Origin of the sequence: Sphingomonas sp. CARO-RG-8B-R24-01 (genome assembly GCF_022662295.1) — a bacterium.
Taxonomy (GTDB): Bacteria; Pseudomonadota; Alphaproteobacteria; order Sphingomonadales; family Sphingomonadaceae; genus Sphingomonas.
Map to the genome: position 1 here is coordinate 780,581 of NZ_JAKNQI010000001.1, position 24,961 is coordinate 805,541.

The window sequence follows — 24,961 nt, forward strand, 5'->3', positions numbered from 1 at the left end:
GCCCCTGCTGGTCGGGCCGGACGTTACACCGAGAAGCTGGAACCGCAACCGCAACCGGACGCCGCATTCGGGTTGGTAACCCGAAACGCCGCGCCACCGAGTTCCTCGACATAGTCCACCGCCGCACCGCGAACGAGATCCAGGCTGACCGAATCGACGACCAGGCGCACCCCATCCAGTTCGGCAACCGTATCGTCGGCGTCGACCGTGTCGGCGAAACCAAAACGGTATTGGAAACCCGAACAGCCCCCGCCATCCACCGCCAACCGCAGGATCGCCGGCTTGCCCTGCTTGGCGGCGGTCGCTGCCACGCGCGCGGCGGCCGAGGGTGTCAGCGCGATTTCAGGAGCGAGCGATGTAGCCATGGATGAAAGATAGGCTCTCGTGACGGCATCGGCAACCGGCAGCCGGATCAGTCTGCCGCGTCTGCCGCCGCCGGGCCTCCAACCGATACCGGGATCGCGTGGATCGACTTGTCCTGAGCGGCGACGAGATAATCGGCGGTCTGCAGGAATGGCACCGGATTCACCGCGTGGCCATCGATGCGCACTTCATAATGAAGATGGGGCCCCGTGGAGCGACCCGTCGAACCGAGCAACGCGATCAGTTGTCCGCGATGGACATGGGTCCCCGCCTCGACGAGGAGCTTCGACAGATGGCCGTAGCGCGTCTGGATGCCCTTGCCATGATCCAGCTCGACCAGGTTGCCATACCCCCCGGCACGCTCCGCACGGTCAACGACTCCGTCGGCAGTTGCATAGACGGGCGTGCCCATCGGGCCAGGAATGTCCACGCCAGCGTGCATCGCGGCTGTGCCGCGGAATGGATCGGAGCGGATACCGTAGTTGCTGGTGTAGGCCAGATGCTCGACCGGCTGCGCCGACGGAATGGCAATGACCCCCTGCTGCAACGTATCGAGCTTCTTCCACGTCATGAACAACGAGCGGAACTGCGTGTCGGCGCGGAGGTCCGCCTCGGCGGCGGCGCTGCTGGCAGCCTCGAACGGCCCGCCCATCGCAGGTCGCTGACGTTTCACGAGGCGCTCCGGCGCGATACCGAGGCTGCGAATGTGCGCAACCGTGCGGGATAGCCGCTGATCCGCCACGCGCCGAACGTCGCCTGCTGCGGCGAGTTGCTGCGCCTCGACCTTCTTGAGCGGTGCCACCACATCAGCTGCGACCGCGTCGGCCTTGGGATCGATGATCGGGGTGGGCTGCGACAGCAATGCGACATCCGCTTTGCCGCCTACCGCCGCGACCAGCAATGCCTGGCGTTGATCGACGCGAACCGCATGCGCCGCGACCGCAGCGCGGATGGTGGCGACGTCGTGCTGGAGCCGCGCGACACTGAGCCGCATCTGCGCGACCTTGATTTCCGGTGATTGCGGGGTTGCGACAATGCCGGTCATCGTTGCGGCGCCAACAGCCGCCTGGGCTACGCCATACGCCGAAAAACACATGGACACCGCAGCAACCGACGCTGCCACGGCCTGGGCGCGGGCGCCGATGCGGAAACGCTTGAGGTCGCGGCCGTCCTGCAGAATGAAATCGCGGGTCTTGAAGTAGGTGCCGACGCGCGAGGCGAACCGCGCTGCGGACGCAATCGAAATGATATTCGTTTTCATTGGACCCCGACGACCATTTGCGATTGCCGGAAATTCCAGCTCCCGCTCCTCTTCGACCGGTCTCAGCCCCCCGAAACCAGCCATGATCGTTTTGACGGAACTTTTTCCCATACGGCAAGTCGCGTAGCGCCCGTGCGCGTCGAAACGGCTGAACGCTACGGCGAGTCGTTGAATTGGCCGTCGGACGCCACGTTAACCATGCGAATCGTCAGGAAAGCGTCCGCACGGCGTCGAGGACCTGGTCCACGTGGCCAGGCACCCGCACCTTGCGCCAAACCCGAACGAGAATGCCGTCTGCATCGAACAGGAAGGTCGATCGATCGATCCCCATGTAGGTCTTGCCGTAGAGGGTCTTCTCGACCCACGCACCAAACGGCTCGAGCGCCGTCTCGGTATCGTCCGAGGCCAGCGGCACGATCAGGTCGTGTTTGGCGGCAAACTTGCGATGCTTCTCCGCCGTATCCCGGGAGACGCCCAACACTGCCGTACCCAAGGCGCGAAAGTCCTCGTAAGCGGCGCTGAAGTCCTGCGCCTCGCGCGTACATCCGGGCGTGTCGTCCTTGGGATAAAAATAAAGGACGAGCGGCTTGCCGACGTAGCTGCGCAGATCGATCCGGCTCCCATCGGACGCACACAGGTCCACGGCCGGAATCATCCCGCCTTCCGCCAACGCCGTCATGCCCCGCCTCCTTCCACTTGCGCCAACCATGTCGCCACTTCCTGCCGCGTGGCATCGAGCGACGCAACCACCTGTTGCCAGTCGGGCATGTGGAGCGCTTCGGCTATCAGCACTTGCGTCGCCACCCCCGGCGGCTGCGCGGATGGCGCGACCAGCCGCAGCGTGACAAGCAGACGGGCCAGCACGTCATACGCCCGCGCCATGCCAGCCGGAGCCACGCCCGCCTCGATCAGGGCATCGATCGCGCGGTGCAGATTGGGGTCGAAGCCGAGCCGATGGGTCAGCTGGGCCATATGGACCGCGAATTCGAGATCGACCAATCCGCCCGGCAGCAGCTTGGCGTCCAGCGGTCCAAGCGGCGGTTTGTGCTGCGCCATTTCACGCCGCATGCCGCCAGCGTCGGCAAGGATGTCCCGCTGTGGACGGTTGCCCCGCAATACGTCGCCGATGATCACCTGGACGGCCGCCCGCGCATCGTCGGATCCGAAGATGGCGCGCGCCCGGGTCAGCGCCATATGCTCCCAGGTCCATGCTTGCGCGCGCTGATAGTGCGCGAACCCGTCGACCGAAACGGTGAGCGGCCCCTGCGTGCCGGAGGGGCGCAGCCGCGTATCGATCTCGTACAATGGACCCGACGCCGTCGGCACCGACAGGGCCGCGGTCAGCCGCTGCGCCAGCCGATTGTAATAAAGCACCGCACCGAGCGGCTTTGCGCCATCCGACTCCGCTAGATAGTCCCCGGTGAACAGATAGATGAGGTCAAGGTCGGACGCATGGGTCAGCGCACCGCCGCCAAGGCGCCCCAACGCCAGGATCACCAGCTCGCTACCGGGAACGACCCCGTGCACCTGCGCAAAAGCCTCGATCGTCGCCTGCGCGAGCACGCCGATCGCCGCCTCGGCAACCCTTGCATAGCCGGCCGACACGTCCAGCGGATCGGCCACCCCCGCCACGATCTGAGTGCCGAGCGCAAACCGCTTTTCGCCGACCATCCGGCGAACGTGATCCAGTTTCGCCTGATAATCCTCGCCGCCGGCCATCTCGTGCATGAGAGCAGCCACCGGGCCGACCGGATCGAGCGCGCTCGCATCGATCAGGCCGTCGAACAGTTCCGGGCGCCCCGCGAGGTCTTCGGCGAGCGTTACGGCATGGCTCAGGACGAGGCCCAACAGCCGCGCGAGCGCCGGTCGCGCTTCCAGCAAACGGAAGAAATTGACCGCGCTCGTCAGCCGCGCCAGCATCCGGTCGAGCCGGATGATCGCGTCATGCGGATCGGGCGAACGCCCGAGCGCGAGGATCAGCCCCGGCAACACCGCCTCCAACGCAGCGCGGGCCGCTGGGCTGCGCAAGGCCGGATAGCTGCCGCTCCGCCATTGCTCGATACGCTGCACGGCGGTCGTGGTGTCGACAAACCCGGCCGCAGCGAATTGCGCGGTCAACGCGGCCCGGTCGAAGGACAACGCATCGCCAGCATCCGGGTCGAGGCCGTCATAGGTCCGCGCCGTCGCCGCGACGTGCGGCGAAAGCACCGCAAGCAACGCGGCGCCGTTCGCCACCCCGTGCAGCCGTGCCACGCCTTCCAGCGCATCACCGTCCGGCAACGTGTGCGTCTGGCGGTCCTCGATCATCTGGACACGATGTTCGATCGTACGGAACAGCGTGTAGGCATCGCAGAGCGCGTCCGCCTCCTGCTGATCGACCCACCCCGCCCTGGCCAGCGCCGCCAGGGCATCGCGGGTTGCGGGTACGCGCAGCGCGGGATCACGACCGCCGTGGATCAACTGATGGATCTGGGTGAAGAATTCGACCTCGCGAATCCCTCCCCTGCCACGCTTGAGATCAAACCCGGGCCCGAAGGCCTGACCCTGCGCATAATGGTCGCGAATGCGGCGCGATATCCCGCGGATCTCGCCGATCGCCCCGAAATCCAGGGCACGGCGCCAGACGAACGGTGCGACGGCGGTGAGGAAGCGCGCGCCAAGCGCAACATCGCCCGCGGCGGCGCGCGCACGAATGAACGCCGCGCGCTCCCACGGCAGGGCAAGCGATTCATAGTAGGAGATCGCGGCGTCCACCGACAGGGCGATCGGTGTGACCTCGGGCGACGGCCTCAGCCGCAAATCCACGCGCAGCACATACCCGTCGCCATCGCGCGCCTGGAGGAGCTCCACGACGCGCCGTGCGATCCGAACCGCCGCTACCTCAGGCGCTTCGCCGCGCCGACACGGCAGGGTTTGCGGATCGTAGATCAGGATCGGGTCAATATCGGACGAATAGTTGAGCTCGCGACTGCCCTGTTTGCCCAGCGCGATTGCCGCAAAACCAACCGGCCGCGCGTCGGGCGTCCGTTCCTCGATCGCGGTTCGGATCGCCGTATCGAGCGCAAGATCCGCGAAATCGGACAGCGTTCGCGTAACCGTGGTGAGATTGTCGATCCCGGCGAGGTCGCCAATTGCGACGCGAAGCGCCAACCGCCGTCGCGCGAGACGCAGACGCTGCGCGACCGGCAGACCGTCCAGATCCTCGGTCAGCCCGTCGAGCGGCGGGAGTTCGCCCCGCATCAAGGCCTGCGCCAGCACCGGCTCGCGGTCGAGAATCAGCGCGAGAAACGGAGCATCTCGCCGCGCTCGCTGGACCGCCCACACCACAGCTTCGTCGACTTGCATCGTTCAATACGCTCCGCCGCAATTCTTATCGACTTCCCGGCGCGCAGAGCAACAATACGGCGCATCGATCGTTATGGCATGATGCGCACGCTTTCTGCCATTCCTTCGGAACTGTCGATGCACGCTGCGTGCGTCATCGCTGCCCCACGGCGCGGCGACATGTTGAGCGCGTCTTTGAAGTGCGCTTACCAGTGTGAAGCGGACAACCCGTCAGACTTCGATCATCTTCTGAAGGCACTCGACCAGATTGGTCTGGGCTCCGTAGGCACTACGATCAGGACCGGCGATCGCGACTGAGATCGTCTACTTCGCCCATGATCGTGTCGAGGGCGCTCATTCCCGGCTCATTGGTATGCGTGCGGCGCGACGGTAGCGAATTGTCCCCCATAACGGCTTCAAGCGCAACGCGACCACGCGCGACGCGGCTCTTGATGGTTCCTACGGCAACGCCGCAGATTTCAGCCGCTTCCTCATAGGCGAAGCCGCCTGCGCCCACCAGGATCAGCGCTTCTCGCTGCGGCTGCGGGAGATGCAGCAATGCGCGCTGCATGTCACCCAGCTCGACATGCTTGTCCTGGCTGGCAGGCGCGGCGAGGATCCGATCCGCGACCAGATCGTCCCACTCGCCCTTGAAGCGCGCACGACGCATCTGCGAAAGGTAGAGATTGCGCAGGATGATGAAGGTCCATGCGCGCATGTTCGTGCCAGCCTGGAACCGCTGCCGTGCGGCCCAGGCTTTCATCAGGGTTTCCTGCACAAGATCATCGGCAAGATCGCGATTGCCGGACAGCGATCGTCCGAACGCGCGGAGATGCGGAATGACCTGCGCCAATTCCTTTTTGAATTCGGGATCGGACAACGCAACGTGCTCGACCGCTGGCGCGTCGTCCTGAATGTCGTCCTGATCGATCGCGTCGGTCATGAAATCCTGTCTCGTAGCGGCCTACGCCACACATGGGGACAACTTGCCGCAAAGTCCATCATCGACCCTGCGGTTATCCCCGTACCAATAAAGTTTAGCGGTTGAAAACCAGCAAGATGACCGCAAAAAGTACGACCACCAAGGCAAGCGATATGCCCAGGACGTACCGCGTCACATGGGGCGTCGCACCGGCGCGGGCATCATCGCGGCCAACCCTGATCTTGTCGTCGTCGGCCATCCGTGCCCCGCTTCGTTCTGATTCCGTATCGTATGGAACCCTAACTTACGGACCCCGCCAAGGGTTCCCGACGACCGACGGGAACCCTCGCAGGCATCGGCATTTAGATCGCGGGAACGGTCGTCTGGTCGAAGAACAACGCTTGGGCGATCGCCGCCTTGACGGTCGAACGCTGGAACGGCTTGGTTATCAGGAAGGTCGGCTCGGGACGCTCCCCGGTCAGCAGGCGCTCGGGGAAGGCGGTGATGAAGATCACCGGCACTTCGAACTCGGCCAGAATGTCCTTTACGGCATCGATGCCCGAGCTGTCGTCGGCCAACTGGATGTCGGCGAGCACGAGGCCCGGACGATCCTCCATGGCGAGCGCAACGGCCTCGTCGCGCGTAACCGCGACGCCCGTCACATCATGCCCGAGGTCGCGCACGATCGTCTCGATGTCCATCGCGATGATCGGTTCGTCCTCGATGATGAGCACGCGCGCCCGGGTCTGCTTCTCGATCTCGGACAAGGCTTCGGCCACCAGTGAATCCACTTCCTCCGGCTCTACCTCGATCAGGTAGGCCGCGTCTTCCGGGGTAAAGCCCTCCATCGCCGTCAGCAAAAGCGCCTGCCGCGACAACGGGGTCATTCGAGCGAGACGGGCCCGCGCGATCGCTTCCTGCCCGTCGCCATCCCCCGCGCTCATGTTCTCCGGCGTTTCATCGTAGTTCGTCGACGTCCAGATCGCGTGGAACATGCGATACAGACCAAGCCGCGGATCGACGTCGCGCGGGAACTCCTCTGGCGCCGCGACGATTGCCTCCAGCGTCGCACGAACATACCGGTCGCCGTGCGTCTGGCTACCGGTCAGGGCGCGGCCGTAGCGGCGCAGAAAGGGAAGATGGGGGGCGAGCTGCTGTCCAAGCGACATGGCTGTCGGGGTCTCCGTGATGGGTCGGTCGGGTGGTCTTGTGGAAGCGCCCCCCGGCATATGCAACGCGTTTTCTGGCTTCGACATGGTCGAAACTTAATTTCGCATCGGAAGGGGAACAATCGAAGCGCTATTTGGTTTCATGACCCAATCGGGCCGATTGCATTCTTCGTGCAGCGGTTTTCTCAAGCCGGATTGTTACGGCAGCATTTTGACTCTATCCGGGATCCGGATCTTAGGGGGATGGCATTGCGTTCGGGCGACGACTCTTTGAAAAAGCCGGGAGCGGCCGTGGCGCCGAAGACCGGGGGCTCTGCCGCGGGTGCGAAGGTGCAAAGCAAGGATCGCGACATGGGCGCGGCTCTGCGAACCGTGTATCAGCGCACGGTCGAGGAGGAGATCCCGTCAGAGATGCTCGACCTTCTTGGCAAGTTAGACTGATCCTGCGGTGACCGAATTCGCGGGCGACACTACCCCCGCGCGGACAGGCCGAAAGATCGACCGCGTCCCGACGGGAGCCAAGGTCTTTCTGATCCTCAGCGCGGCGCTGTTGCCGTTGGCCATCATCGCATTCTTCGCGACGCTACGGACGGCCGAGCTGGCCGATGAGGCGACGCGTGCGCAAATGCGGGTCACTACCACCGAAAGTGCCCGCAAGCTGGCGATCGAACTGATCGGCGACATGACGGCGCTGCGGGTATCGCTCAACGCGCTGGAACTCGATGCAGGCGACGCACCGAGTTGCGCCCGGGCGCAGGGCGTCTTCGCGCCCCAGCTCACGGCAGGCACGCGGTTCGCGATTACCGACGCACGCGGGCGGGTGATTTGCGGTGCGCCCCTGCCGGTTGCCGCGTCGGCGGCGCCGCCCAGCCTGGATGGCCCCGTCACGGCGCGGATCTACCCGGGTCGCGGCCTGACGCTGTCGACCACCAGCAGTTCGGGCCGGACGCGCGCGGCGGCGTATTTCCCCGCCGCGGTGCTCGAGGCGGTCTCGGCTCCAAGCGCATACGCCCAAGCGTACGAATCCGAACTCGTTCTGGATCGACGCACGCTCACGTTGCAACAGCTCCCACGCCAGAACCCGCTCGAACGCCGGACAGCGCTCTCGATGCCGATCGGCGTCGATGACATTGCGCTCGTGACCCGTACGCCGACCGCGCCGATCACGTCTCCGGTCCTGATTGCACTGGTCCTGCCGATCGTGATGTGGGCGGCTGCCGCCGGGATCGGCTGGTTCGTGGTCGATCGGTTGCTGATCAGGTCGCTTCGCCAGTTGCGGAGCCGCGTAGCCCTCTTCATTCCGGGCGAAGAGATCGATCCGGGCGTGATGCATGCCCTCCCCGCCCAGGAAATTCGGGAACTTGGCGAGACCTTCCGCGCCATCAGCCGTACCGTCGCGGAGCACGAGGCGGGGCTGGCCGAAGGGCTTGTCCGCCAGACCAGACTGACCCGCGAAGTGCATCACCGCGTGAAGAACAACCTTCAGGTCATTTCCAGTCTCATCAATTTCCACGCGCGCGCCGCCCGCAGCCGCGAAGCCGCCGATGCCTATGCGTCGATCCAGCGTCGCGTCGACGCGCTGGCCGTGGTGCATCGCAACCACTTTGCCGAGATCGAGGAAAATCGTGGCCTGCAGCTGCGCTCGGTGATCGGCGAACTTGCCGCCAACATCCGCGCCACCGCACCGGAAGAGGCGCAGCTGAGCATAGCGCTGGATATCGCGCCGTTTCTGGCCAACCAGGACATTGCGATCGCGATTGCCTTCCTGATTACCGAGATCGTCGAACTCGCGATCACCGTCAACGCGACCACGCAGGTGCGGATCTCGGTATCGAGCGATCCATCGGAGCAGCGCGCCCTATTGCGGATCAACTCGCCGTCGCTCGTCGATAGCGATGCGATGCGGACCCTGGTGCAGGAACGCTACGGTCGCGTCATCGAGGGGCTGTCACGGCAGTTGCGGTCGAAACTGCACTATGATCCGCTGGTCGGTGCGTATGAAATTTCCGTCGCGATCACCGGCCGCGACTGACGTAACCGTCATTACGAAAAATACGCAGACGCGATGTTTTTGCTGGAACCAGACAGCGGGCAGTCCGTTTTATGCTTCGGATAGCGAATTTATGCCCCCCCGCTCTCGCTATCCGCAACATGGGCCCGGTCGCGCTTACCCCTCCCCCCCCCGGTGGCGCGTCCGGGCCCAATTCTCTTCAGCATCGTCGGAATTGTCTTCGAGCGCGCCGATCGCGCGTTGGAGCCGGAACGATCTTGCCGCTGGATCATTCCGTCCCCAGGCATCCAACCTTGGCTGGAAGCTGATCGTCAAAGGAGATTCGTATGCGTAAGGTTCTTAGTCTCGCTCTCATCGCCAGCGCCGTTCTGGTCAGCGCCTGCAACACCGTCGAAGGTGTCGGCAAGGACGTGAAGTCGGCCGGCAACACCGTTGCCAAGACGGCAGACAGCGCGAAGTAAGCGACGCTTCAGCATTGAAAAAGGCCGTCCCCGGGTGCCGGGGGCGGCCTTTTTTTTTGGATAGGTAAGCCAGGGAACCGCAGCCGGCTGACCGATCGGTCAGCTTTCGACGAGATCGGTCATTTCGGCCTTCTTGCGGCCGCGCTCCGAAAACCAGATCGCGATCAGCGCAAGTTCGTAGAGCAGCACCAGCGGCACCGCGAGCATGATCATCGATCCAGCATCCGGCGGCGCAAGAACGAGCGCCAGCGCAAAACATCCGACGATCGCATAGCGCCGGGCGGCAACCAGCTGCTTGCGGGTAACGAGGCCGGCACGTTCGACGATCATCAGCACGACCGGCATCAGGAATGCGATCCCGAAGCCAAACAGGAACTGCATGATGAAATCGAGGTAGCTCGCCACCGACGTCAGGGCTTCCTGATGCACGCCCCCGAGGTTGCCCTGGAAACTGAGCAGGAAGTGGAGCGCCGCCGGAACGGCGACGAAATAGGCCATCGACGCGCCCATCGCGAACAGGACGGGCGTGGCGATCAGGAACGGCAGCAAGACGCGTTTCTCCTGCCGATACAGACCCGGCGCGACAAAGCCCCAAAGCTGGTTCGCGATGACCGGAAAGGAGATCATCAGCGCCGCGAACAGTGCGATCTTGAGCTGCACGAAAAAGCCGTCGAACACGCCGATCGTGACGATCTTCGTCTGTCCTGCCTTCAGCAGCGGCTGGACCAGAATGGCGAAAATATCCCGCGAAAAGACATAGGTCACGATGACGGCGACGAACACGGTCGCCAGCGAATAGAAGAGCCGCCGCCGGAGCTCGATCAGATGGTCGAGCAACGGGGCGCGGCTCGCCTCCAGATCATCGACGGGGGCGTTCATGACTGGACCGCGCGGGACGCGGGCGAAGCGGGACCTGCCGGGGGCGTATCGGCCGCCGCAGGCTGCGCCGGGCCGGCCGGCCCGCCATGTGGCGGCAGCAGCACGGGCTGCTCGACGGTATGCGGTGCCGCATCCTCCTCGGCGGCGGAGGCAGCGGAGTCCGCTGACGGCAGCATCTGGACCGGCGTCGGTGGATGTTCGCGCATGATGCGCTCATTCTCCGCCGCCCATTTCTTTTCCATCTCGTGCAGTTCCGCCTCACGCAGCATCGAATCGAAGCCCGATCGGAACTGCGTCGCAACCCCGCGCACCCGCCCGATCCAATAGCCTGCCGTGCGCATCGCCTTGGGCAGGTCCTTGGGCGGGATGACGAGCAAGGCTACGACCCCGAGAATGATCACCTCAGACGATGCGACGTCGAACATGCAGCTACCGGTCCGAAATCAGACTTCGCGGTCGCGAACGCGATTGCCGTCGCGGTCGAACACAGGGTCCGCTGCCGCCTTGGCTTCGATCCGGCTCGGCTCGCGGCCCGGCTCGTCGTCTTCGGCCATGCCCTTCTTGAACTGCTTGATGCCCTTGGCGACGTCACCCATCATGCTGGAGAAGCGACCGCCGCCCAGCACGAGGATGGCGATGACGCCGAAAATGAGCCAGTGCACAAGGCTGAAACCACCCATGGTCAATCTCCTAGGAATTCATTCTATCTAGTCTTCATCGTACGCGTTTGCCACCTCCATAGTTTCAAACGCGAGATCGATGGGATCAAGAAGCCCTGCCGCCTTGAGGTCCTCCAGCCCGGGGAGATCCCGACGGCTGGCCAATCCGAAGTGCGCAAGGAACTCGGCCGTGGTCGCATATAGCAAGGGACGGCCCGGCACTTCGCGCCGCCCGGCGGGCCGGATCCACCCGGCCTCCATCAACACGTCGAGCGTTCCCTTGGAAATCTGAACCCCGCGGATCGCCTCGATTTCCGCGCGTGTCGCGGGTTCGTGATAGGCGATGATGGCCAGCGTCTCGATTCCCGCGCGACTGAGCTTGCGCGGTTCCTCGTGGGTGCGCCGCAGCAGGTGCGCCATGTCGGACGCTGTCTGAAAGTGCCAGCGATCCCCCCGCCGCACGAGTTCGATCCCGCGACCGGCGTAATCGGCCTGCAACCGCGCAAGCGCCGGCTTGACCTCGACCCCGCCGAGATGGGTCCGGATCGCATCCGCGGTCATCGGTTCGGTAGCCGCGAACAGCACCGCCTCCACGGCGCGGACCGTTGCGTCGGGCGGCGTCACGCAGCGCCCGCCACGATCGCGCGGATATACAGTGGCGCGAACGGTGACTGCTGGCGCAGCTCGACCTTGCCTTGCTTCGCCAATTCGAGCGCGGAGAGAAAGGAGGATGCGAGCGCGGACTTGCGGAACGGACCGTTCGCATCGTCGGGCAGGAACGTCTCGATGACGCTCCAGTCGATCTGCGCGCCCACCAGCCGCGACACGCGCGCGAGCGCTGCCTCCAGCGTCATCACCGGGCGCTGGGCAACGATGTGCATCACCGGCCTGGTTCGTGCCGTGATCACCCCATAGGCCGATATCAGATCGTAGATTTCCGCCTGCCACAGCGCCTTGCGCATCGTCCGCAATCCCTCGGGCGCGCCCCGCAGGAACACGTCGCGCCCGACTCGGTCGCGGGAGACCAGCCGCGCACCCGCTTCGCGCATCGCACTCAAGCGTTCGAGCCGAAGGTGCAGGCGCAACGCCAATTCCTCCGGCGATGGCTCGATTTCGGGATCGCGCGGCAACAGCAGCGCTGATTTCAGATAGGCCAGCCACGCTGCCATCACGAGATAATCGGCGGCCAGCTCGAGGGTCGCCTTGGCATCCTCGACAAACCGCAGATATTGGTCGACCAGCGCGAGGATCGAGATCTGCTTGAGATCGACTTTCTGGTTCCGCGCGAGGGCGAGCAGCAGGTCCAGCGGACCTTCCCAGCCTTCGATATCGAGCGTGAGGGTTTCGGGCGTGTCGGTCATGCGTTGCGCGGCACGCTACCAAATTCGCGCATGGAGGGGGAGCGGCTTGTCACGTTGACGCGGTGAAGGGCGGAGTGATGAATCCCCGTCACCCCGGCGGAGGCCGGGGCCGCCAAGTTTGCCGTTTTCCCGCGAAGGCGGGAATCCAGAGCCGAGCAGAACAACGACCTGCAGTTCTTGCGACTCCTGGACTCCCGCGTTCGCGGGAGAACAGCAAAGGTTTCGCAAAGGTCGCGCCCACTCCGGGGTGATGCGTGTACTGCGGCTGCGCCAATCTGCGCCCCCCGCCCCCTCAAACCAGCGCAAGCAACGCATCCCGCTTGGCGATCAGCGCGGCCATGTCCCCCTCGGGCACCACCCCCGCAACCGTTGCCATCGCGCGATCGAGCCGGTCGCGCGACACTGCCGCCATCTCGCCGAGCCGCCCCGCGATATCGATCATCTCGTCCATCCGTGCCCAGCAATCGAGGACCAGGTCGCACCCCGCGGCGATCGCTCCGGCGGCCTTGTCGCCCGCGCTCCCCGACAGCGCCTTCATGTCGATGTCGTCGGTCATCAACAGGCCATCGAAGCCGATCCGCTTGCGGATGATCTCTTCGATGACGATGGGCGAAAGCGTGGCGGGTCGATCGCGATCCCACGCCTCGAACACGATATGCGACGTCATGCCCATCGGGGCGTGCCTGAGGCTGGCAAAGGGCTGCAGATCGACGGCAAGCTCCGCATCCGTCGCGGTGACGGTCGGCAGGTGATAGTGCGTGTCGACCCGCGCCCGCCCGTGGCCAGGCATATGCTTGACCACGCCGACGACGCCCGCAGCCCGCAACCCATCGAGGATCGCCCGCCCCATGGCGGCAACGCGCAACGGTTCGGAGCCCAGCGCCCGGCTGGTAATCGCCTCGGTCGTGTCGGGTTGCGCGACGTCGAGCAGCGGCAGGCAATCGACCGTGATCCCCACTTCGGCGAGCATCAGGCCGATCGCCTGCGCGTTGACTTTTGCCGCCTCGATCGCGGAGATCGGTGCAATATCGTAGAGCGCGTCGAACGCGGGTCCGGCTGGGAATTCCGGCCATTCGGGCGCGCGCATCCGCGCGACGCGGCCGCCCTCCTGGTCGATCAGGATCGGCAGGTCCGCCCGCCCCGACACAGCCCGGAGACTGTCAGTCAGCGCGCGGAGCTGGCTCCGGTCCGCGATATTGCGCTTGAACAGAATATAGCCGGCGGGCTCCACGGCGCGAAAAAAAGCGCGTTCGTCGGGCGTAAGGGTCAGGCCGGACAGGCCGAAAATGACAGGCTTCATGCGCCCGTCCTATCGCCCCGTGCCCGCCGCGTCACCCCGCTGCCGCGTCAGATCCTGGGAACGAAGCACGCCTGGCCGGCCGCCGCCAGCTTGCCGCACAGGCTGGTCGCCTGGCCCGCGCTGCCGGCATTGACGCGCAGTCGGTAGACGGTTCGGCCATTGACCTGCGCCATCTGTACCGATTTGCCCAGCGGGGCGAGATAGCCGAAGCGCCTGGTGATCCGCGTCCAGCTCTCGTTGGCGTCTGCCTCGCGGTCGAACGAGCCAAGCTGGACGACAGCCCCGCCGGACCGTTCGCCCGAAGCGGTCGGAATCGCGGAAATCGCCTTGCTGGAACCTGCGTCGATCTTGGTGGGTACCACCTTCTTTCCCGCGATCGGCGTTTCGGGCGCGGCCGCCATGTCGATCGAGGAATTGCCCATGCCGACGCCGTTGCTCGTCGCGATCGCAGTATCCCCCTCGCCATCGACCACCATTCCGCCGGGCTCGGTCGGACGGATCTTATAGTCGCCAGCCGGTGCAGCGATCAGCGCGCCGTTGCCGTTGATCCCCCGGTGGGTGTCCCAATAGCGGTAGCCGAGGATCGCGACCGCAACCAGCAGGAGCAGGGCGACGATGATCAGCACGATCCGGATAACGGGCGTGCGGCCGTCGTTGACCTGCTCGACCGTCTCCAACCACGGCAGCCGGTCGTTGTCGCGCATCTCCCGCTCGCTCAGCGCCATCAATTCATCTCCTGCACCGCCTGGACGCCCATGATGCCCAGGCCATTGCGAATGATCTGCCCGATCCCCTCCGCCAAGAACAGCCGCGCGCACGTAACGCCCGGGTTGTCCGCCAGCAGGAAACGCCGGTCCGGGCGATCGTTGCCGACATTCCATAGCGCATGGAGCGAAGCCGCCAAGTCATAGAGATAGAAAGCAATTCGATGCGGCTCGCGCGCCGCGGCGGCGGTGTCGACGATGCGCGGGAACTGTGCCGCCAGCTTCACCAGTGCAAGGTCTTCCGTATCAAGCCGGGACAGGTCGACCACGTCGCAGGTGATTCCCGCCTCGGTCGCGCGGCGGTGCAGCGACGCGATCCGCGCGTGGGCGTAATTCACGTAGAAGACGGGGTTGTCCTTCGACGCCTCGACCACCTTGGCGAAATCGAAGTCCATCTGCGCATCGGCCTTGCGCGTCAGCATGGTGAAGCGGACGACGTCCTTGCCGACCTCGTTCACGACATCCGCCAGCGTGACGAAATTGCCCGCGCGCTTCGACATCTTGATCGGCTCGCCGTTGCGCATCAGCCGCACCATCTGGACGAGCTTGACGTCGAACCGCGTCTTGCCCCCGGTCAGCGCCTGCACCGCCGCGACGATCCGCTTGACCGTCCCCGCATGGTCGGCACCCCAGATGTCGATCAGCGCGTCGGCGGTCTGCGCCTTCTGGTAATGATAAGCGAGATCCGCGCCGAAATAGGTCCACTGCCCGTTCGACTTCTTGATCGGGCGATCCTGATCGTCGCCGAACTGGGTCGAGCGGAACAGCGGGAGCACGACCGGCTCCCAATCCTCGAGCTCCTGTCCCTTGGGCGCTTCGAGCACACCGTCATAGATCAGGCCCCGCGCACGCAGATCGTGCTCCGCCGCCTCGGGCTTGCCTGCCGCCTGAAGCTCGGCTTCCGAGGAGAACAGGTCATGGTGGATGCCAAGCTGCGCGAGATCCGCCTTGATCAGCACGAGCATCGCCGCAACCGCGCGGGTCCGGAACAGCACGAGCCATTCGCCCTCGGGCTTGCCGACATACGTATCGCCGAATTCGTTGGCGAGCATCTGCCCGACGGGAACGAGATAGTCGCCCGGATACAGGCCCTCGGGGATCTCGACCGTCTCGCCGAGCGCCTCGCGGTAGCGCAGGTGGACCGAGCGTGCGAGCACATCGACCTGCCCGCCCGCATCGTTGACGTAATATTCGCGGATCACCTTATGCCCGGCGAACTCGAGCAGCGCGGCGAGCGCATCGCCGACGACCGCGCCACGGCAATGCCCCATGTGCATCGGGCCGGTCGGATTGGCCGAGACATATTCGATGTTGACCGTCGTCCCCGCGCCACGGGTCGACCGACCGTAATCGCCGGCGGCATCGTGGATCGCGGACAATTCGGTCCGCCACGTGTCGTCGGTCAGCGTCATGTTGATGAAGCCCGGCCCCGCGACCGACACGCTCGAAACCTCGTCGAGCGCCTCCAGATGCGCCGCGATCTTCTCGGCGAGCGCGCGCGGGTTGGTCTTGGCGGGCTTGGCCAGCACCATCGCGGCGTTGGTCGCAAGATCCCCATGCGTGATGTCGCGCGGCGGCTCCACCGTCACGTTCGCGCGCGACAGGTCGGCGGGCAGATCGCCCGCGGCGACGAGAGCATCGAGCGCCGCATCGATGTGCGCGGCGAAACGGGTGTAGAGGGTCATGATCGGTCCGGTCTTGTCAGCGAGCGCGGCGCATAGCCGAGTTGCGCGCGCGGGGCAAAACATCGCGCATATCGCGACAAAAGCAACCGGCCACCATCATCAGTGATTGATTACGCTGCGACACCTTGCCTACCATCGCGGCAACATCTTCTGGAAAGGTCGCTCATGCATTCCAAGTCACTCCTGCTCGCCGCCACAGCGGCGTTGTTCGCGCTTACCCCGGCCATAGCGCAGGACAAGGCGGCGGCGCCCGCGGGCGGCGACATTCCCAAGACCTTCACCCCGCCAGAGACCGGCCGCGACTATGTCAAGCGCGAGGCGATGATCCCGATGCGCGACGGGACCAAGCTCTACACCGTGATCGTCTACGCCAAGGGCCTGACCAACGCACCGATCGTGCTGACGCGCACACCCTATAACGCCAAGGGCCGCGCCAACCGGACCGACAGCACGAGCGAGCTGTCGACGCTGCCGCTCGCCGACGAGATGTTCGTCAAAGGGGGCTACATCCGCGTCTATCAGGACATTCGCGGCAAATACGGCTCGGAGGGCGATTACGTCGTCACCCGCCCGGTGATCGGCCCGCTCAACAACACCAAGGTCGATCACACGACCGACGCGTACGACACGATCGACTGGCTGGTGAACAAGGCGAACCTGCCGCAGTCGAACGGCCGCGTCGGGATGATCGGCTCGTCCTACGAGGGGTTCACCGTCGCGATGGCGCTGCTCCACCCGCACCCCGCGCTCAAGGTCGCGGCGCCGCAGAGCCCGATGGTCGACGGCTGGATGGGCGACGACTGGTTCCACTATGGGGCGTTCCGCCTGCCCAACATCGGCTGGCTCGGGTCGCAGACCGGCTACAAGGGCGCCGGCAAGTCGCCCCCCTCGGGCGGATACGACGATTACGACAATTTCCGCACGATCTCGGCGGGCGATTGGGCGAAGAAGTCGGGCTACGACCAGCTTCCCTACTGGAACCGCATGGTCCAGCATCCCGCCTATGACAGCTTCTGGTCGGGCCAGGCGCTCGACACGTTGCTCGCCGCGAGCCCCTCGAACGTCCCCACGCTGTGGGAACAGGGCCTGTGGGATCATGAGGACATGTGGGGCGGGATCCACGCCTATGAGGCATTGGTGAAAGCGGGCCACCAGTCGAACAACTATCTGGTGATGGGCCCGTGGCGCCACAGCCAGGTCAACCGCGACGGCCGCACGCTCGGCCCGCTGACGTGGAACGGCGACACCGCGCAGCAATATCGCGAGGACATGGTGCTGCCCTTCTTCAACCAGTATCTGAAGGACGGCCCCGCCGTCACCCTGCCCGCCGCCGCGATCTACAACACCGGCGCGAACCATTGGGACAGTTTCCCCAAATGGCCGTTGTCCTGCGACAAGGGCTGCGACACGCCGCTGACACCGCTGTATCTCCAGGCGGACAAGGGCCTCGGCTTCCAGCGGGCGGCGAACGGCGGGGACAGCTATGTCTCCGATCCCGCCAACCCCGTCCCGTACCTGCCGCGTCCGATCAATTTCGAGGACGGCCGCTGGGGCGACTGGCTGGTATCCGACCAGCGTTCGGTCGACGGCCGCACCGACGTGATGAGCTATTCGACCCCGGTGCTGACCAAGACGGTCAAGGTCTCGGGCGTGCCATGGGCGGACATCTTCGCCAAGACGACCGGATCGGACGGCGACGTCGTGGTCAAGCTGATCGACGTCTATCCCGACGAGGTCGCGAGCAACCCCAAGATGGGCGGCTATCAGCTCGCGATCAGCCTCGACATCTTCCGCGGCCGCTATCGCGACAGCTTCGCGAAGCCGACCGCGATTCCGGCGAACAAGACGCAGGAATATCGCTTCCGCCTGCCCGCGGTGAACCACGAATTCCTGCCGGGTCACAAGATCATGGTGCAGGTGCAGTCGTCGCTGTTCCCGGTCTATGACCGCAACCCGCAGACCTTCGTTCCCAACATCTTCCTGGCGAAGCCCGGCGATTACAAGAAGGCGACCGTGACGATCCAGCACGGCAGCGTCGGGGCAAGCGCGGTGTTGCTGCCGGTGGTGGCGCAGTAAGCGACCTTCAGACGACGCTTCCCCCTTTAGACTACGCTTCCCCCTTCAGACTACGCTTCCCCGGCGAAGGCCGGGGCCCAGTAGCGAGAACCAAGGTAACTGGTAACAGCGCCTAGTTACCTCGACCTTCGCTACTGGGCCCCGGCCTCCGCCGGGGAAGTGAAGGTTTGGGACGTGAAGGGTTTGGGACGCGAAGCGGTGGAGAACAGCAACGGTGCTACACCAGCCCCGCCACCGCCGCCGTTCCCTTGGACGACGGGAACAGCGCAGCCATCGCCTTAGCCGGCTCCACCCCGAAATGCCCCGCAACTGCGCCACCAATAAACGCGTCGAGCTGCATCGTCGGCCGCAAATCGCGCCCCTCGAACAGCGCGGCCTGCGCCAGCCCCGGCCAGTCGGCCAGCACCCGCCCGCCGCGCACCGCGCCGCCGAGCAACATCGCCGAACTGCCGGTCCCGTGATCGGTCCCGCCGGTCCCGTTGACCGCGACGGTCCGCCCGAACTCGGTCGCGACCAGCACCATAGTATCGTTCCATAGCGGCCCGAGCCCGGTCTGGAGCGCGCCGATCATCGCATCCAGCCCCTTGAGCTGCGCGCTCAACCGTCCACGCTGCCCGGTATGCGTGTCCCAGCCGCCGGTCTCGATCATTGCGATCCGCGCGCCGTTGGCGGGCGCCATCAGCCGCGCGGCGAGTGCGCCCGTCGCGGCGGCATTGGCCCCACCGCCCGCCGCCAGATCCCCGGTGAGCGCACGCGTCCCCATCGCCTCGCTCCACAAGGCGTGGAGCTGGCTGTCGCCCTCGTACAGCATCGAGACGCGCTGCATCAGATCGTCCGAAGCCTGTGGCAGGCTCGACGGCGCGTAGGACGAGACGTCGTTTGGCCCGCGCAACGCAAGCGGCACCGTGGCCGATACCGCGATCGCCTTGGCCTGGGTCGGCGGCAGCACGCCGAGCAGCCGGTTCATCCAGCCGTCCTTGAGCTGATACGCCCCGGTCCCGCCGCTCTCGAGCACGTTCTGTCCGTCGAAATGCGAGCGATCGCGATAGGGCGACGCGACCGCATGCGCGAACACCGCCTGCTTCCTCGCGTACAGCCCCTGCAGCGTCGTCATCGTGGGATGCAGCGCGAACATCGAATCGAGCTTGGGCGCGCTCGCAAAATCCAGCGCGAGATCGCCCCGTGCCCCCACGAAGGCCGGGTCGCCGACGGGCGCGACGATCCCGAGCCCGTCCGCCGCGCCCCGCTGGATGATGAAGACGAAGCGCTTGTCGGTCTCCGCCTTGGCGAACGCCATGCGTGGGCTGAGTGCGGCAAACACGGCGCCGGCGACGCCGGCACCAAGGAACGAACGACGATCGTACATGGCGATTACCTCCGCAGGAATTCGGGCGTGACGAGCAGCAGGGCGAGCGCCTGCGCCGGGCTCTCGCAATTGGCGAGCGCGGCCTGGGTCGCGGGGCTGACCGCTCCGGGCAGCACCTTGGGTGCCAGCGCGCGTGCATCCACGTTCGCCGCGCGCGACGCGAACCGTTCCGCCGCCTCGACCCGGCGCAGCACCGCGTCGGGCCCCGCCCAACTCGCGGCAATATCGTCGTAGCCGATCGGCTGCCCCGGCTTCCAGGTCGGTTGCCCGAGCTGATTGAGCAGCCCGACCATCGCCTGCGGTTCCGCCGTCTTGACGTTCAGCGCGCGCATCGACGAGATCGTCCATTCCCACGGCGTCTTGAACTTGAGCGGGCGCTCGACCCAGACTTCGGGCGCGGCGATCAACGCGCGATAGACGGTCGGCAAGTCGCCGCCTGACGAAAGGAAGGCGGTCTGGAGGCGCGCGACGAGTGCGGGCGGCGGGGCGTCCCCCGCAAAATGCCGCGCGAGCTTTGTCATGACATGCGTCGCAGTGGCAGGTGCGATCGACACGTCCTGCAGAACCGCACGCGCCTGGTCGACGCCACCGGCCGGATACCGCTTGCCCATGATCGTGCGATCACCCGGCTCGTGGATCGGCGCTGCAAAGATGAAATCGCCCGGCAAACCGTCCATTCCCGCAGCGGCCGCCCCCGGACCCCGTCCGATACCCGCGACGGTCCACCCCGTCATCGCGCGGGCGAATTCGGTAACGTCCGCCTGCGTGTAGCCGGTCCGCACGCCAAGCGTGTGCAGTTCCAGGATCTCCCGCGCGAGATTTTCGTTGAGACCGACCTTCCGATTGCCGCGCGCCGCGATCTGCAGCCCACGCGGAGAGGTGGGCCCGACCGACACCGCCTGATCCAGATACAGCAACATCGCGGGGTGCTGTTCCACCGCGATCAGCATGTCACGGAACGTCCCCAGCACATGCGGGCGGATCGCCTCGAACTCGAGCGTCCCCGAAAGGCCGATGATTTCGAGCTTGTCCGCCGAAACCGCGAAATGGTTCGCCCAGAAATGGACGAGCCGCTCGACGAACGGCGTGTCGGTCACCAGCGCATTGGTCGCGCGCGCGCCGACCGCGCCAGCGTAATCCTCCCGACCGGTGCGCTGCGCAAACTGCCGCGCCTGTTTCATCGCGTCATCCTGCCCGCCCCCGGCCACGGGGGGCACAGCCATGCCCGGCTTACCCGGCAGCTGCATCGGCATCATGCCCGCAGCCGTCGGCGCAGCTATCGGCGGCCGATTGCCCTGCATCATCCGCAGGGACCGCTGCTGCCGGAAATAGTCAGCCAATTCGGCGGACACGGCGGCGCTCGTCGGTGCATTGGCGATGACATCGGGATGCGGGTCATAGGTCGTCAACTGGCCGGTCAACCAGCCGACGGGATCCGATGGAACCGGCTGATCGCCACGTGCTCCGAGCCCGAACCGATTAAGCGCAATACTTGCCTTGGTCACGCGAACTGTCCCGATCCTGAGTCGTGAAGCACGGTATGGACCTGCTTTGTCGCAAGACTATGCCTGTGCGCCTACCCCCACGGTCACGCAGGCAACCGGTCGCGCGGGCTTGGCGCTTGGGACGAATGCTGCAGCACGATATCGTCGCGCCGTCGGGTTTGGAAAGGATGCTGACCGGCGACGGTGCGCGAGCGCGAAGTCGCCGTGCGCCGAAGGTCCGTTAGAAGCCGTCTGGAAGATCGATCGGGCCGACCGCTTCGCGATACCGCGAAACGGCATACCGGTCGGTCATGCCGGCGATGAAGTCGGCGATATGGCGGCTGCGCCATGGTTCGTCGTCGGGCAGGGACGCCGCCCAGTCGCCAGGCATCAGCGCGGGGTCCGCCCGATAGGCGGCGAACAGGCTGGAAACGATGCCCTCCGCCGCACGCGCCGCTTCGAGCTGGCGCGGATGATGGTAGAGGTTGGCGTACATGAAGCGCTTCAGCGTCCGCTCGTCGTCCCGCATCGCATCCGAGAAGCCGACCAGGCATCGCCCGGCGGCGCGGACATCCTCGATATCGCCGATGCCGTCGAGCCGACGCTGCGTTTCCGCGATCAAATCGTTGACCATGGTGCCGATCTGCGTGCGGATCAGCTCGCCGATCAGGCGGTCAGGCGCCACGTCCGGGAACCGGGCGCGGACGCCATCCCATTCGCGTGCCACCACCGGCACTGCCAGCAATTGCTCGCGCGTCAGTAACCCGGCCCGCAATCCGTCATCGATGTCGTGATTGTCGTAAGCAATATCGTCGGCGATCGCCGCAACCTGCGCCTCGAGGCTCGACCAGCGGTGCAGGTCCAGCGGGAAGGCGGCGTCGCAGTCCGCCAGGGCCCAGCCGGGCTTGGTGATCGGCCCGTTGTGCTTGGCCAGCCCCTCGAGCGTTTCCCATGTCAGGTTGAGCCCTTCCCACCGGGGATAGGGACTGTCGATCCGCATGAGCGCGCGCAGCGTGTGCCCGTTGTGATCGAACCCGCCCTGCGCCGCCAGCGCTCGTTCCAGCGCATCCTCGCCCGCATGGCCGAACGGCGGATGGCCGATATCATGCGCCAGCGACAGCGCCTCGGTCAGGTCCTCGTTCAGGCCAAGCGCGCGCGCGATCGTCCGAGCGATCTGCGCGACCTCCAGACTGTGGGTGAGCCGGACCCGGAAATGGTCGCCGTCGGGCGCCATGAAGACCTGCGTCTTGTGGCGAAGGCGACGAAAGCTGATCGAGTGGACGATCCGGTCGCGATCCCGCTGGAACGCGTCGCGCGGTCCTCGCACCGACGTGGCAACCGCCCCGGCCGGTTCTTCGTGGAGACGGCCGCGGCTCTGCTCCGGGCGGCTCGCCCAGCGCGCGGGTATGTTCATTTGGCAGGCAACTTCGTGACTTTCTGGCCGGCTTCGCTGGCAAAGACGAAGCCCGACATGCCCTGTTTGGCAAGACTGTTGACGAACGCCTGCGCCTCATCCTCGGTCTTGAACGGGCCGGTCAGGATTCGATTGGTCGCACGCTGCGGCGTGGCATAGCCGACACGCCCGCCGAGCGCCTTGGCGTTCTTCGACTTCAGCTTCGTCCATTGTTTCGACAGGTCGTTTTCGTTGGCCCCGCCGGCGACCTGCACCCAATAGCGCTGCGGCTCGAGCAGCTTCGGATCGTTCCTGCGTTTCTCCTCGGCCTTCTTGGCGTCGGCGAGCTTCTTCGCATCCGCGGCTTTCTTGCCCGATTTGTCGAGCCGGTCGCTTCTGGTCCCCTTGCCGGGTGTCGCGCTGCCGTCCGTCTCCTCGGTGCTGTCGACCTTGCCGTGTCGGTCCTTCAGCGTCTTCTTGTCGGCCGGCCCCTTGCGGGACGTGGCGGCTGTCTCCGGCGGCTGATCGTCCTCAACCGGCGGCTTGACGATAGCCTTCCGCGCGATCGTCCTGCGGTCCGCCATCGCCGTGTCCGAGCGCGCCGTATTCGCGCCCGCGCTGTCGGTTTGCCCCTGGTGCAGCGCACGGTCGCGCACGGCACCCGACATGCCATGCGGCCGAACGGCGACGGGCTCGGCACCAAGCGGACGGCTCGGGATCGCACGCTGGATCGGCGGTGGCGTCGTTACCGCCATGCGCTCGGGCGCAACGCCCAGCTCAGCGCCTGGCACGTTGATATCGGCGATGATCGCGGCGAGGATCGACTGCTCGCTGCGCATCGGCGCCGGCGCAGCGACAGCGGGGGCTGCGGCCACGCCAACGACCGGGGCGACTGCGACTGCCGACACCGGCGGTGGGGATGACGACGGCGGCGGAGCCACGGTAGCCGTAGCGGCCGGCATCGCGCCGCTGACGGGCACCACCGTGACGGGTCGATACGGCGGCGTCGCGCTCACTACCGGGAAGGACGGAACCTCTGCTCTTGGCGGGATCGTCCCCGATGAAGGTGCTGCCTGGACGGATGTCGGTGTGGGTGTGGGTGTCGCAGAAGCCGCGTTGGCCCGCTGCGTCGGCGTGAGCGCGCCATACACGGTCGCTGCCGGTGGTCGCGCCAGACTCGCTGAAGCGGTTGCCGGAGGCGCGCCACGATAGGGCGTTACCAGCGTCGATGATCCAAGCGCCACCGACGATGGCAGAGACGCAGCGCCAGGCTGCGTCGGAACCGATGGGCTTGGCACCGCCCGCGCGAAGCGCGTCGTCGCTTCGGGCGTCCGCAGCGCGTTCGCCGCCGCCAGATTGGCGGCGCGCGTGCCGCTCGATGCAGGACGGCTGACGCCTTGATAGCGTGGTCCCTGATACGGTGCCTTCGCCATTACCGTCTGTGCGACATAAGCGGGCGGGGCCGGTAGCGGCACGACCGGCGGCGTGGTTGCGGCGACGATCGTGTCCCGCTGACGTTCCTTGCGCGACCGTCGATCCCTGCGCGCCGGAACGGCGACGGCGCTGGCAGCTGGCGTGGGGCGGCTCATCGCCGCGACTTCGACCGGCGCGCTCGTGTCCGGACCGAGCGCAGCCATCGGTGGCGCCATGCGCGCGTCGGCGATCCGCGTGGGCGAGGCGCGCACTTCTCCGAAGTGAACCGCGAACGCACGATCCGCCGGGCGCAACGTCGGCAGAAGGTCAAAGAACGGCTGGAGCCCCTGCGCCATGCCGGCGGGCATCATCGTCGTCGCGATCCGCTCGGCGCCGGGGCGATCCCCGCCCATCGCCAGGATGAAGGCACGCGAACGCCATGCGCCGCGATCGCTCTTGCGGAGCAGCGGTTCGATTTCCTTGAGCGCGAGCTCACGCTTGCCCGATATGCCGAGCGACAGCGCATAGCGTCGGCGCGTCTCGTCATTTTCGACCGCTCGTAGCGCCAGGCGGTAATCGCGCTGTGCGCGCTCCTGCTCGCCGAGCAGATCGTAGGCCAATGCCCGATCGGCAGCGAAAGTGCGAACGTCCCCACCAAGGGACTCCGCTTCCGCAAAATGCCGGAGCGCTTCGCCTGGACGCTCCGCGCTGACCAGAAGGCTTCCCTCACCCGCCTTCACCCGGGCGTTTCGCGGATCTATTCGTGAAGCGCGCGTGAAGAAGGCCGCGGCAGCCGTGTCGTCACCCAGTTTCAGGGCGAGCTCGCCCGCGCGCACCAGCGCCTGGACGTTATTGGGATCGGCGGCCAGCAAGCGGATTTCGCCGGCGAGACTGTCCGCGTCGCTCACCGGCTGAACCGTGGTCGACGTGCCCGTGGGATAAGGCGAAGGATAGGCCAGCGGTCGGGAAGGCTGGACCTGTGCAACCCCTGCCCCGCTCGCGGTCAGGGCGATGATGGAAGCAGCAAGGCGAACGGTGCGCATGAACTATCCTAAAGCCCGTCGCCGCTG

The 24,961-nt window shown here is 65.9% G+C and carries 23 protein-coding genes; 4 read left to right on the plus strand and 19 right to left on the minus strand.

What is annotated here, in order from left to right; all coding sequences use genetic code 11:
• Window positions 1-23: 23 nt before the first annotated feature.
• The 7 genes from erpA to L8G49_RS03805 all read right to left on the minus strand — a co-directional run bounded on the left by erpA (window position 24) and on the right by L8G49_RS03805 (window position 7,039).
• Window positions 24-365 (minus strand): iron-sulfur cluster insertion protein ErpA, encoded by a 342-nt coding sequence (gene erpA / locus L8G49_RS03775; RefSeq protein WP_242182545.1) that lies wholly within the window; start codon window positions 363-365, stop codon window positions 24-26.
• Between the two features lie 47 nt (window positions 366-412).
• Complete coding sequence (locus L8G49_RS03780) at window positions 413-1,624, minus strand: M23 family metallopeptidase (protein WP_242182547.1); 1,212 nt, start codon at window positions 1,622-1,624, stop codon at window positions 413-415.
• A gap of 208 nt (window positions 1,625-1,832) precedes the next feature.
• Window positions 1,833-2,303 (minus strand): peroxiredoxin, encoded by a 471-nt coding sequence (locus L8G49_RS03785; protein ID WP_242182549.1) that lies wholly within the window; start codon window positions 2,301-2,303, stop codon window positions 1,833-1,835.
• A complete protein-coding gene (locus L8G49_RS03790) occupies window positions 2,300-4,969 on the minus strand; it encodes a DUF294 nucleotidyltransferase-like domain-containing protein (RefSeq protein WP_242182551.1) in 2,670 nt (889 codons plus the stop codon). The genes L8G49_RS03785 and L8G49_RS03790 overlap by 4 nt, the downstream gene beginning before the upstream one ends.
• A 274-nt stretch (window positions 4,970-5,243) precedes the next feature.
• Window positions 5,244-5,891 carry a sigma-70 family RNA polymerase sigma factor gene (locus L8G49_RS03795; protein ID WP_242182553.1) on the minus strand — a complete coding sequence of 216 codons (648 nt, stop codon included), beginning with the start codon at window positions 5,889-5,891 and terminating at the stop codon, window positions 5,244-5,246.
• 94 nt (window positions 5,892-5,985) lie between these two features.
• Entirely contained in the window at window positions 5,986-6,129 is a 144-nt protein-coding gene (locus L8G49_RS03800; RefSeq protein ID WP_242137683.1) for a hypothetical protein, read from the minus strand.
• Between the two features lie 103 nt (window positions 6,130-6,232).
• Window positions 6,233-7,039 (minus strand): response regulator, encoded by an 807-nt coding sequence (locus L8G49_RS03805; RefSeq protein WP_242137684.1) that lies wholly within the window; start codon window positions 7,037-7,039, stop codon window positions 6,233-6,235.
• Between the two features lie 243 nt (window positions 7,040-7,282).
• Here L8G49_RS03805 and L8G49_RS03810 point away from each other — a divergent pair, with 243 nt between their 5' ends.
• The 3 genes from L8G49_RS03810 (at window position 7,283) to L8G49_RS03820 (ending at window position 9,511) form a co-directional block, all read left to right on the plus strand.
• The gene (locus L8G49_RS03810) at window positions 7,283-7,480 is read left to right on the plus strand and encodes a NepR family anti-sigma factor (protein WP_242137685.1); all 198 of its coding nucleotides are present in this window, start codon (window positions 7,283-7,285) and stop codon (window positions 7,478-7,480) included.
• A 7-nt stretch (window positions 7,481-7,487) separates the two neighbouring features.
• Window positions 7,488-9,071 carry a histidine kinase dimerization/phosphoacceptor domain -containing protein gene (locus L8G49_RS03815; protein WP_242182556.1) on the plus strand — a complete coding sequence of 528 codons (1,584 nt, stop codon included), beginning with the start codon at window positions 7,488-7,490 and terminating at the stop codon, window positions 9,069-9,071.
• A gap of 305 nt (window positions 9,072-9,376) precedes the next feature.
• On the plus strand, window positions 9,377-9,511 hold the full coding sequence (locus tag L8G49_RS03820) for an entericidin A/B family lipoprotein (protein WP_242137687.1): 135 nt from the start codon (window positions 9,377-9,379) through the stop codon (window positions 9,509-9,511).
• A 99-nt stretch (window positions 9,512-9,610) separates the two neighbouring features.
• Here L8G49_RS03820 and tatC read toward each other — a convergent pair whose 3' ends face one another.
• The 8 genes from tatC to argS all read right to left on the minus strand — a co-directional run bounded on the left by tatC (window position 9,611) and on the right by argS (window position 16,159).
• Window positions 9,611-10,390 (minus strand): twin-arginine translocase subunit TatC, encoded by a 780-nt coding sequence (gene tatC, locus L8G49_RS03825; protein WP_242182558.1) that lies wholly within the window; start codon window positions 10,388-10,390, stop codon window positions 9,611-9,613.
• Window positions 10,387-10,815, minus strand: a complete 429-nt coding sequence (locus tag L8G49_RS03830; RefSeq protein WP_242182560.1) for a twin-arginine translocase subunit TatB — start codon at window positions 10,813-10,815, stop codon at window positions 10,387-10,389. Before L8G49_RS03830 ends, tatC begins: the two co-directional genes overlap by 4 nt.
• Window positions 10,816-10,833: 18 nt before the next feature.
• The gene (locus L8G49_RS03835; RefSeq protein ID WP_242137690.1) at window positions 10,834-11,070 is read right to left on the minus strand and encodes a twin-arginine translocase TatA/TatE family subunit; all 237 of its coding nucleotides are present in this window, start codon (window positions 11,068-11,070) and stop codon (window positions 10,834-10,836) included.
• Window positions 11,071-11,097: 27 nt separating this feature from the next.
• Window positions 11,098-11,673, minus strand: coding sequence for an SMC-Scp complex subunit ScpB (scpB, locus tag L8G49_RS03840; protein ID WP_242137691.1), 576 nt, complete (start codon window positions 11,671-11,673; stop codon window positions 11,098-11,100).
• On the minus strand, window positions 11,670-12,410 hold the full coding sequence (locus L8G49_RS03845) for a ScpA family protein (RefSeq protein ID WP_242182562.1): 741 nt from the start codon (window positions 12,408-12,410) through the stop codon (window positions 11,670-11,672). Before L8G49_RS03845 ends, scpB begins: the two co-directional genes overlap by 4 nt.
• Before the next feature lie 292 nt (window positions 12,411-12,702).
• Entirely contained in the window at window positions 12,703-13,710 is a 1,008-nt protein-coding gene (locus L8G49_RS03850; protein WP_242182564.1) for a glycoside hydrolase family 3 N-terminal domain-containing protein, read from the minus strand.
• Window positions 13,711-13,757: 47 nt separating this feature from the next.
• Entirely contained in the window at window positions 13,758-14,435 is a 678-nt protein-coding gene (locus L8G49_RS03855) for an SPOR domain-containing protein (protein WP_242182566.1), read from the minus strand.
• Entirely contained in the window at window positions 14,435-16,159 is a 1,725-nt protein-coding gene (gene argS / locus L8G49_RS03860; protein ID WP_242182568.1) for an arginine--tRNA ligase, read from the minus strand. The genes L8G49_RS03855 and argS overlap by 1 nt, the downstream gene beginning before the upstream one ends.
• A 165-nt stretch (window positions 16,160-16,324) precedes the next feature.
• Here argS and L8G49_RS03865 point away from each other — a divergent pair, with 165 nt between their 5' ends.
• Complete coding sequence (locus L8G49_RS03865) at window positions 16,325-18,235, plus strand: CocE/NonD family hydrolase (RefSeq protein ID WP_242182570.1); 1,911 nt, start codon at window positions 16,325-16,327, stop codon at window positions 18,233-18,235.
• A 217-nt stretch (window positions 18,236-18,452) separates the two neighbouring features.
• Here L8G49_RS03865 and L8G49_RS03870 read toward each other — a convergent pair whose 3' ends face one another.
• From L8G49_RS03870 to L8G49_RS03885, 4 genes are all read right to left on the minus strand, one after another.
• A complete protein-coding gene (locus tag L8G49_RS03870; protein ID WP_242137697.1) occupies window positions 18,453-19,601 on the minus strand; it encodes a DUF1501 domain-containing protein in 1,149 nt (382 codons plus the stop codon).
• 5 nt (window positions 19,602-19,606) lie between these two features.
• Window positions 19,607-21,106, minus strand: coding sequence for a DUF1800 domain-containing protein (locus L8G49_RS03875; RefSeq protein ID WP_242137698.1), 1,500 nt, complete (start codon window positions 21,104-21,106; stop codon window positions 19,607-19,609).
• 220 nt (window positions 21,107-21,326) lie between these two features.
• Window positions 21,327-22,499 carry a deoxyguanosinetriphosphate triphosphohydrolase gene (locus L8G49_RS03880; protein WP_242137699.1) on the minus strand — a complete coding sequence of 391 codons (1,173 nt, stop codon included), beginning with the start codon at window positions 22,497-22,499 and terminating at the stop codon, window positions 21,327-21,329.
• The gene (locus L8G49_RS03885) at window positions 22,496-24,934 is read right to left on the minus strand and encodes an SPOR domain-containing protein (RefSeq protein WP_242137700.1); all 2,439 of its coding nucleotides are present in this window, start codon (window positions 24,932-24,934) and stop codon (window positions 22,496-22,498) included. Before L8G49_RS03885 ends, L8G49_RS03880 begins: the two co-directional genes overlap by 4 nt.
• Window positions 24,935-24,961 lie beyond the last annotated feature (27 nt).

Bases quoted from the DNA above. Each gene is read 5' to 3' on its own strand.
- erpA (WP_242182545.1), bottom strand. From the start codon at position 365: ATGGCTACATCGCTCGCTCCTGAAATCGCGCTGACACCCTCGGCCGCC.
- L8G49_RS03780 (WP_242182547.1), bottom strand. From the start codon at position 1,624: ATGAAAACGAATATCATTTCGATTGCGTCCGCAGCGCGGTTCGCCTCG.
- L8G49_RS03785 (WP_242182549.1), bottom strand. From the start codon at position 2,303: ATGACGGCGTTGGCGGAAGGCGGGATGATTCCGGCCGTGGACCTGTGT.
- L8G49_RS03790 (WP_242182551.1), bottom strand. From the start codon at position 4,969: ATGCAAGTCGACGAAGCTGTGGTGTGGGCGGTCCAGCGAGCGCGGCGA.
- L8G49_RS03795 (WP_242182553.1), bottom strand. From the start codon at position 5,891: ATGACCGACGCGATCGATCAGGACGACATTCAGGACGACGCGCCAGCG.
- L8G49_RS03800 (WP_242137683.1), bottom strand. From the start codon at position 6,129: ATGGCCGACGACGACAAGATCAGGGTTGGCCGCGATGATGCCCGCGCC.
- L8G49_RS03805 (WP_242137684.1), bottom strand. From the start codon at position 7,039: ATGTCGCTTGGACAGCAGCTCGCCCCCCATCTTCCCTTTCTGCGCCGC.
- L8G49_RS03810 (WP_242137685.1), top strand. From the start codon at position 7,283: ATGGCATTGCGTTCGGGCGACGACTCTTTGAAAAAGCCGGGAGCGGCC.
- L8G49_RS03820 (WP_242137687.1), top strand. From the start codon at position 9,377: ATGCGTAAGGTTCTTAGTCTCGCTCTCATCGCCAGCGCCGTTCTGGTC.
- tatC (WP_242182558.1), bottom strand. From the start codon at position 10,390: ATGAACGCCCCCGTCGATGATCTGGAGGCGAGCCGCGCCCCGTTGCTC.
- L8G49_RS03830 (WP_242182560.1), bottom strand. From the start codon at position 10,815: ATGTTCGACGTCGCATCGTCTGAGGTGATCATTCTCGGGGTCGTAGCC.
- L8G49_RS03835 (WP_242137690.1), bottom strand. From the start codon at position 11,070: ATGGGTGGTTTCAGCCTTGTGCACTGGCTCATTTTCGGCGTCATCGCC.
- L8G49_RS03845 (WP_242182562.1), bottom strand. From the start codon at position 12,410: ATGACCGACACGCCCGAAACCCTCACGCTCGATATCGAAGGCTGGGAA.
- L8G49_RS03850 (WP_242182564.1), bottom strand. From the start codon at position 13,710: ATGAAGCCTGTCATTTTCGGCCTGTCCGGCCTGACCCTTACGCCCGAC.
- L8G49_RS03855 (WP_242182566.1), bottom strand. From the start codon at position 14,435: ATGGCGCTGAGCGAGCGGGAGATGCGCGACAACGACCGGCTGCCGTGG.
- argS (WP_242182568.1), bottom strand. From the start codon at position 16,159: ATGACCCTCTACACCCGTTTCGCCGCGCACATCGATGCGGCGCTCGAT.
- L8G49_RS03865 (WP_242182570.1), top strand. From the start codon at position 16,325: ATGCATTCCAAGTCACTCCTGCTCGCCGCCACAGCGGCGTTGTTCGCG.
- L8G49_RS03870 (WP_242137697.1), bottom strand. From the start codon at position 19,601: ATGTACGATCGTCGTTCGTTCCTTGGTGCCGGCGTCGCCGGCGCCGTG.
- L8G49_RS03880 (WP_242137699.1), bottom strand. From the start codon at position 22,499: ATGAACATACCCGCGCGCTGGGCGAGCCGCCCGGAGCAGAGCCGCGGC.
- L8G49_RS03885 (WP_242137700.1), bottom strand. From the start codon at position 24,934: ATGCGCACCGTTCGCCTTGCTGCTTCCATCATCGCCCTGACCGCGAGC.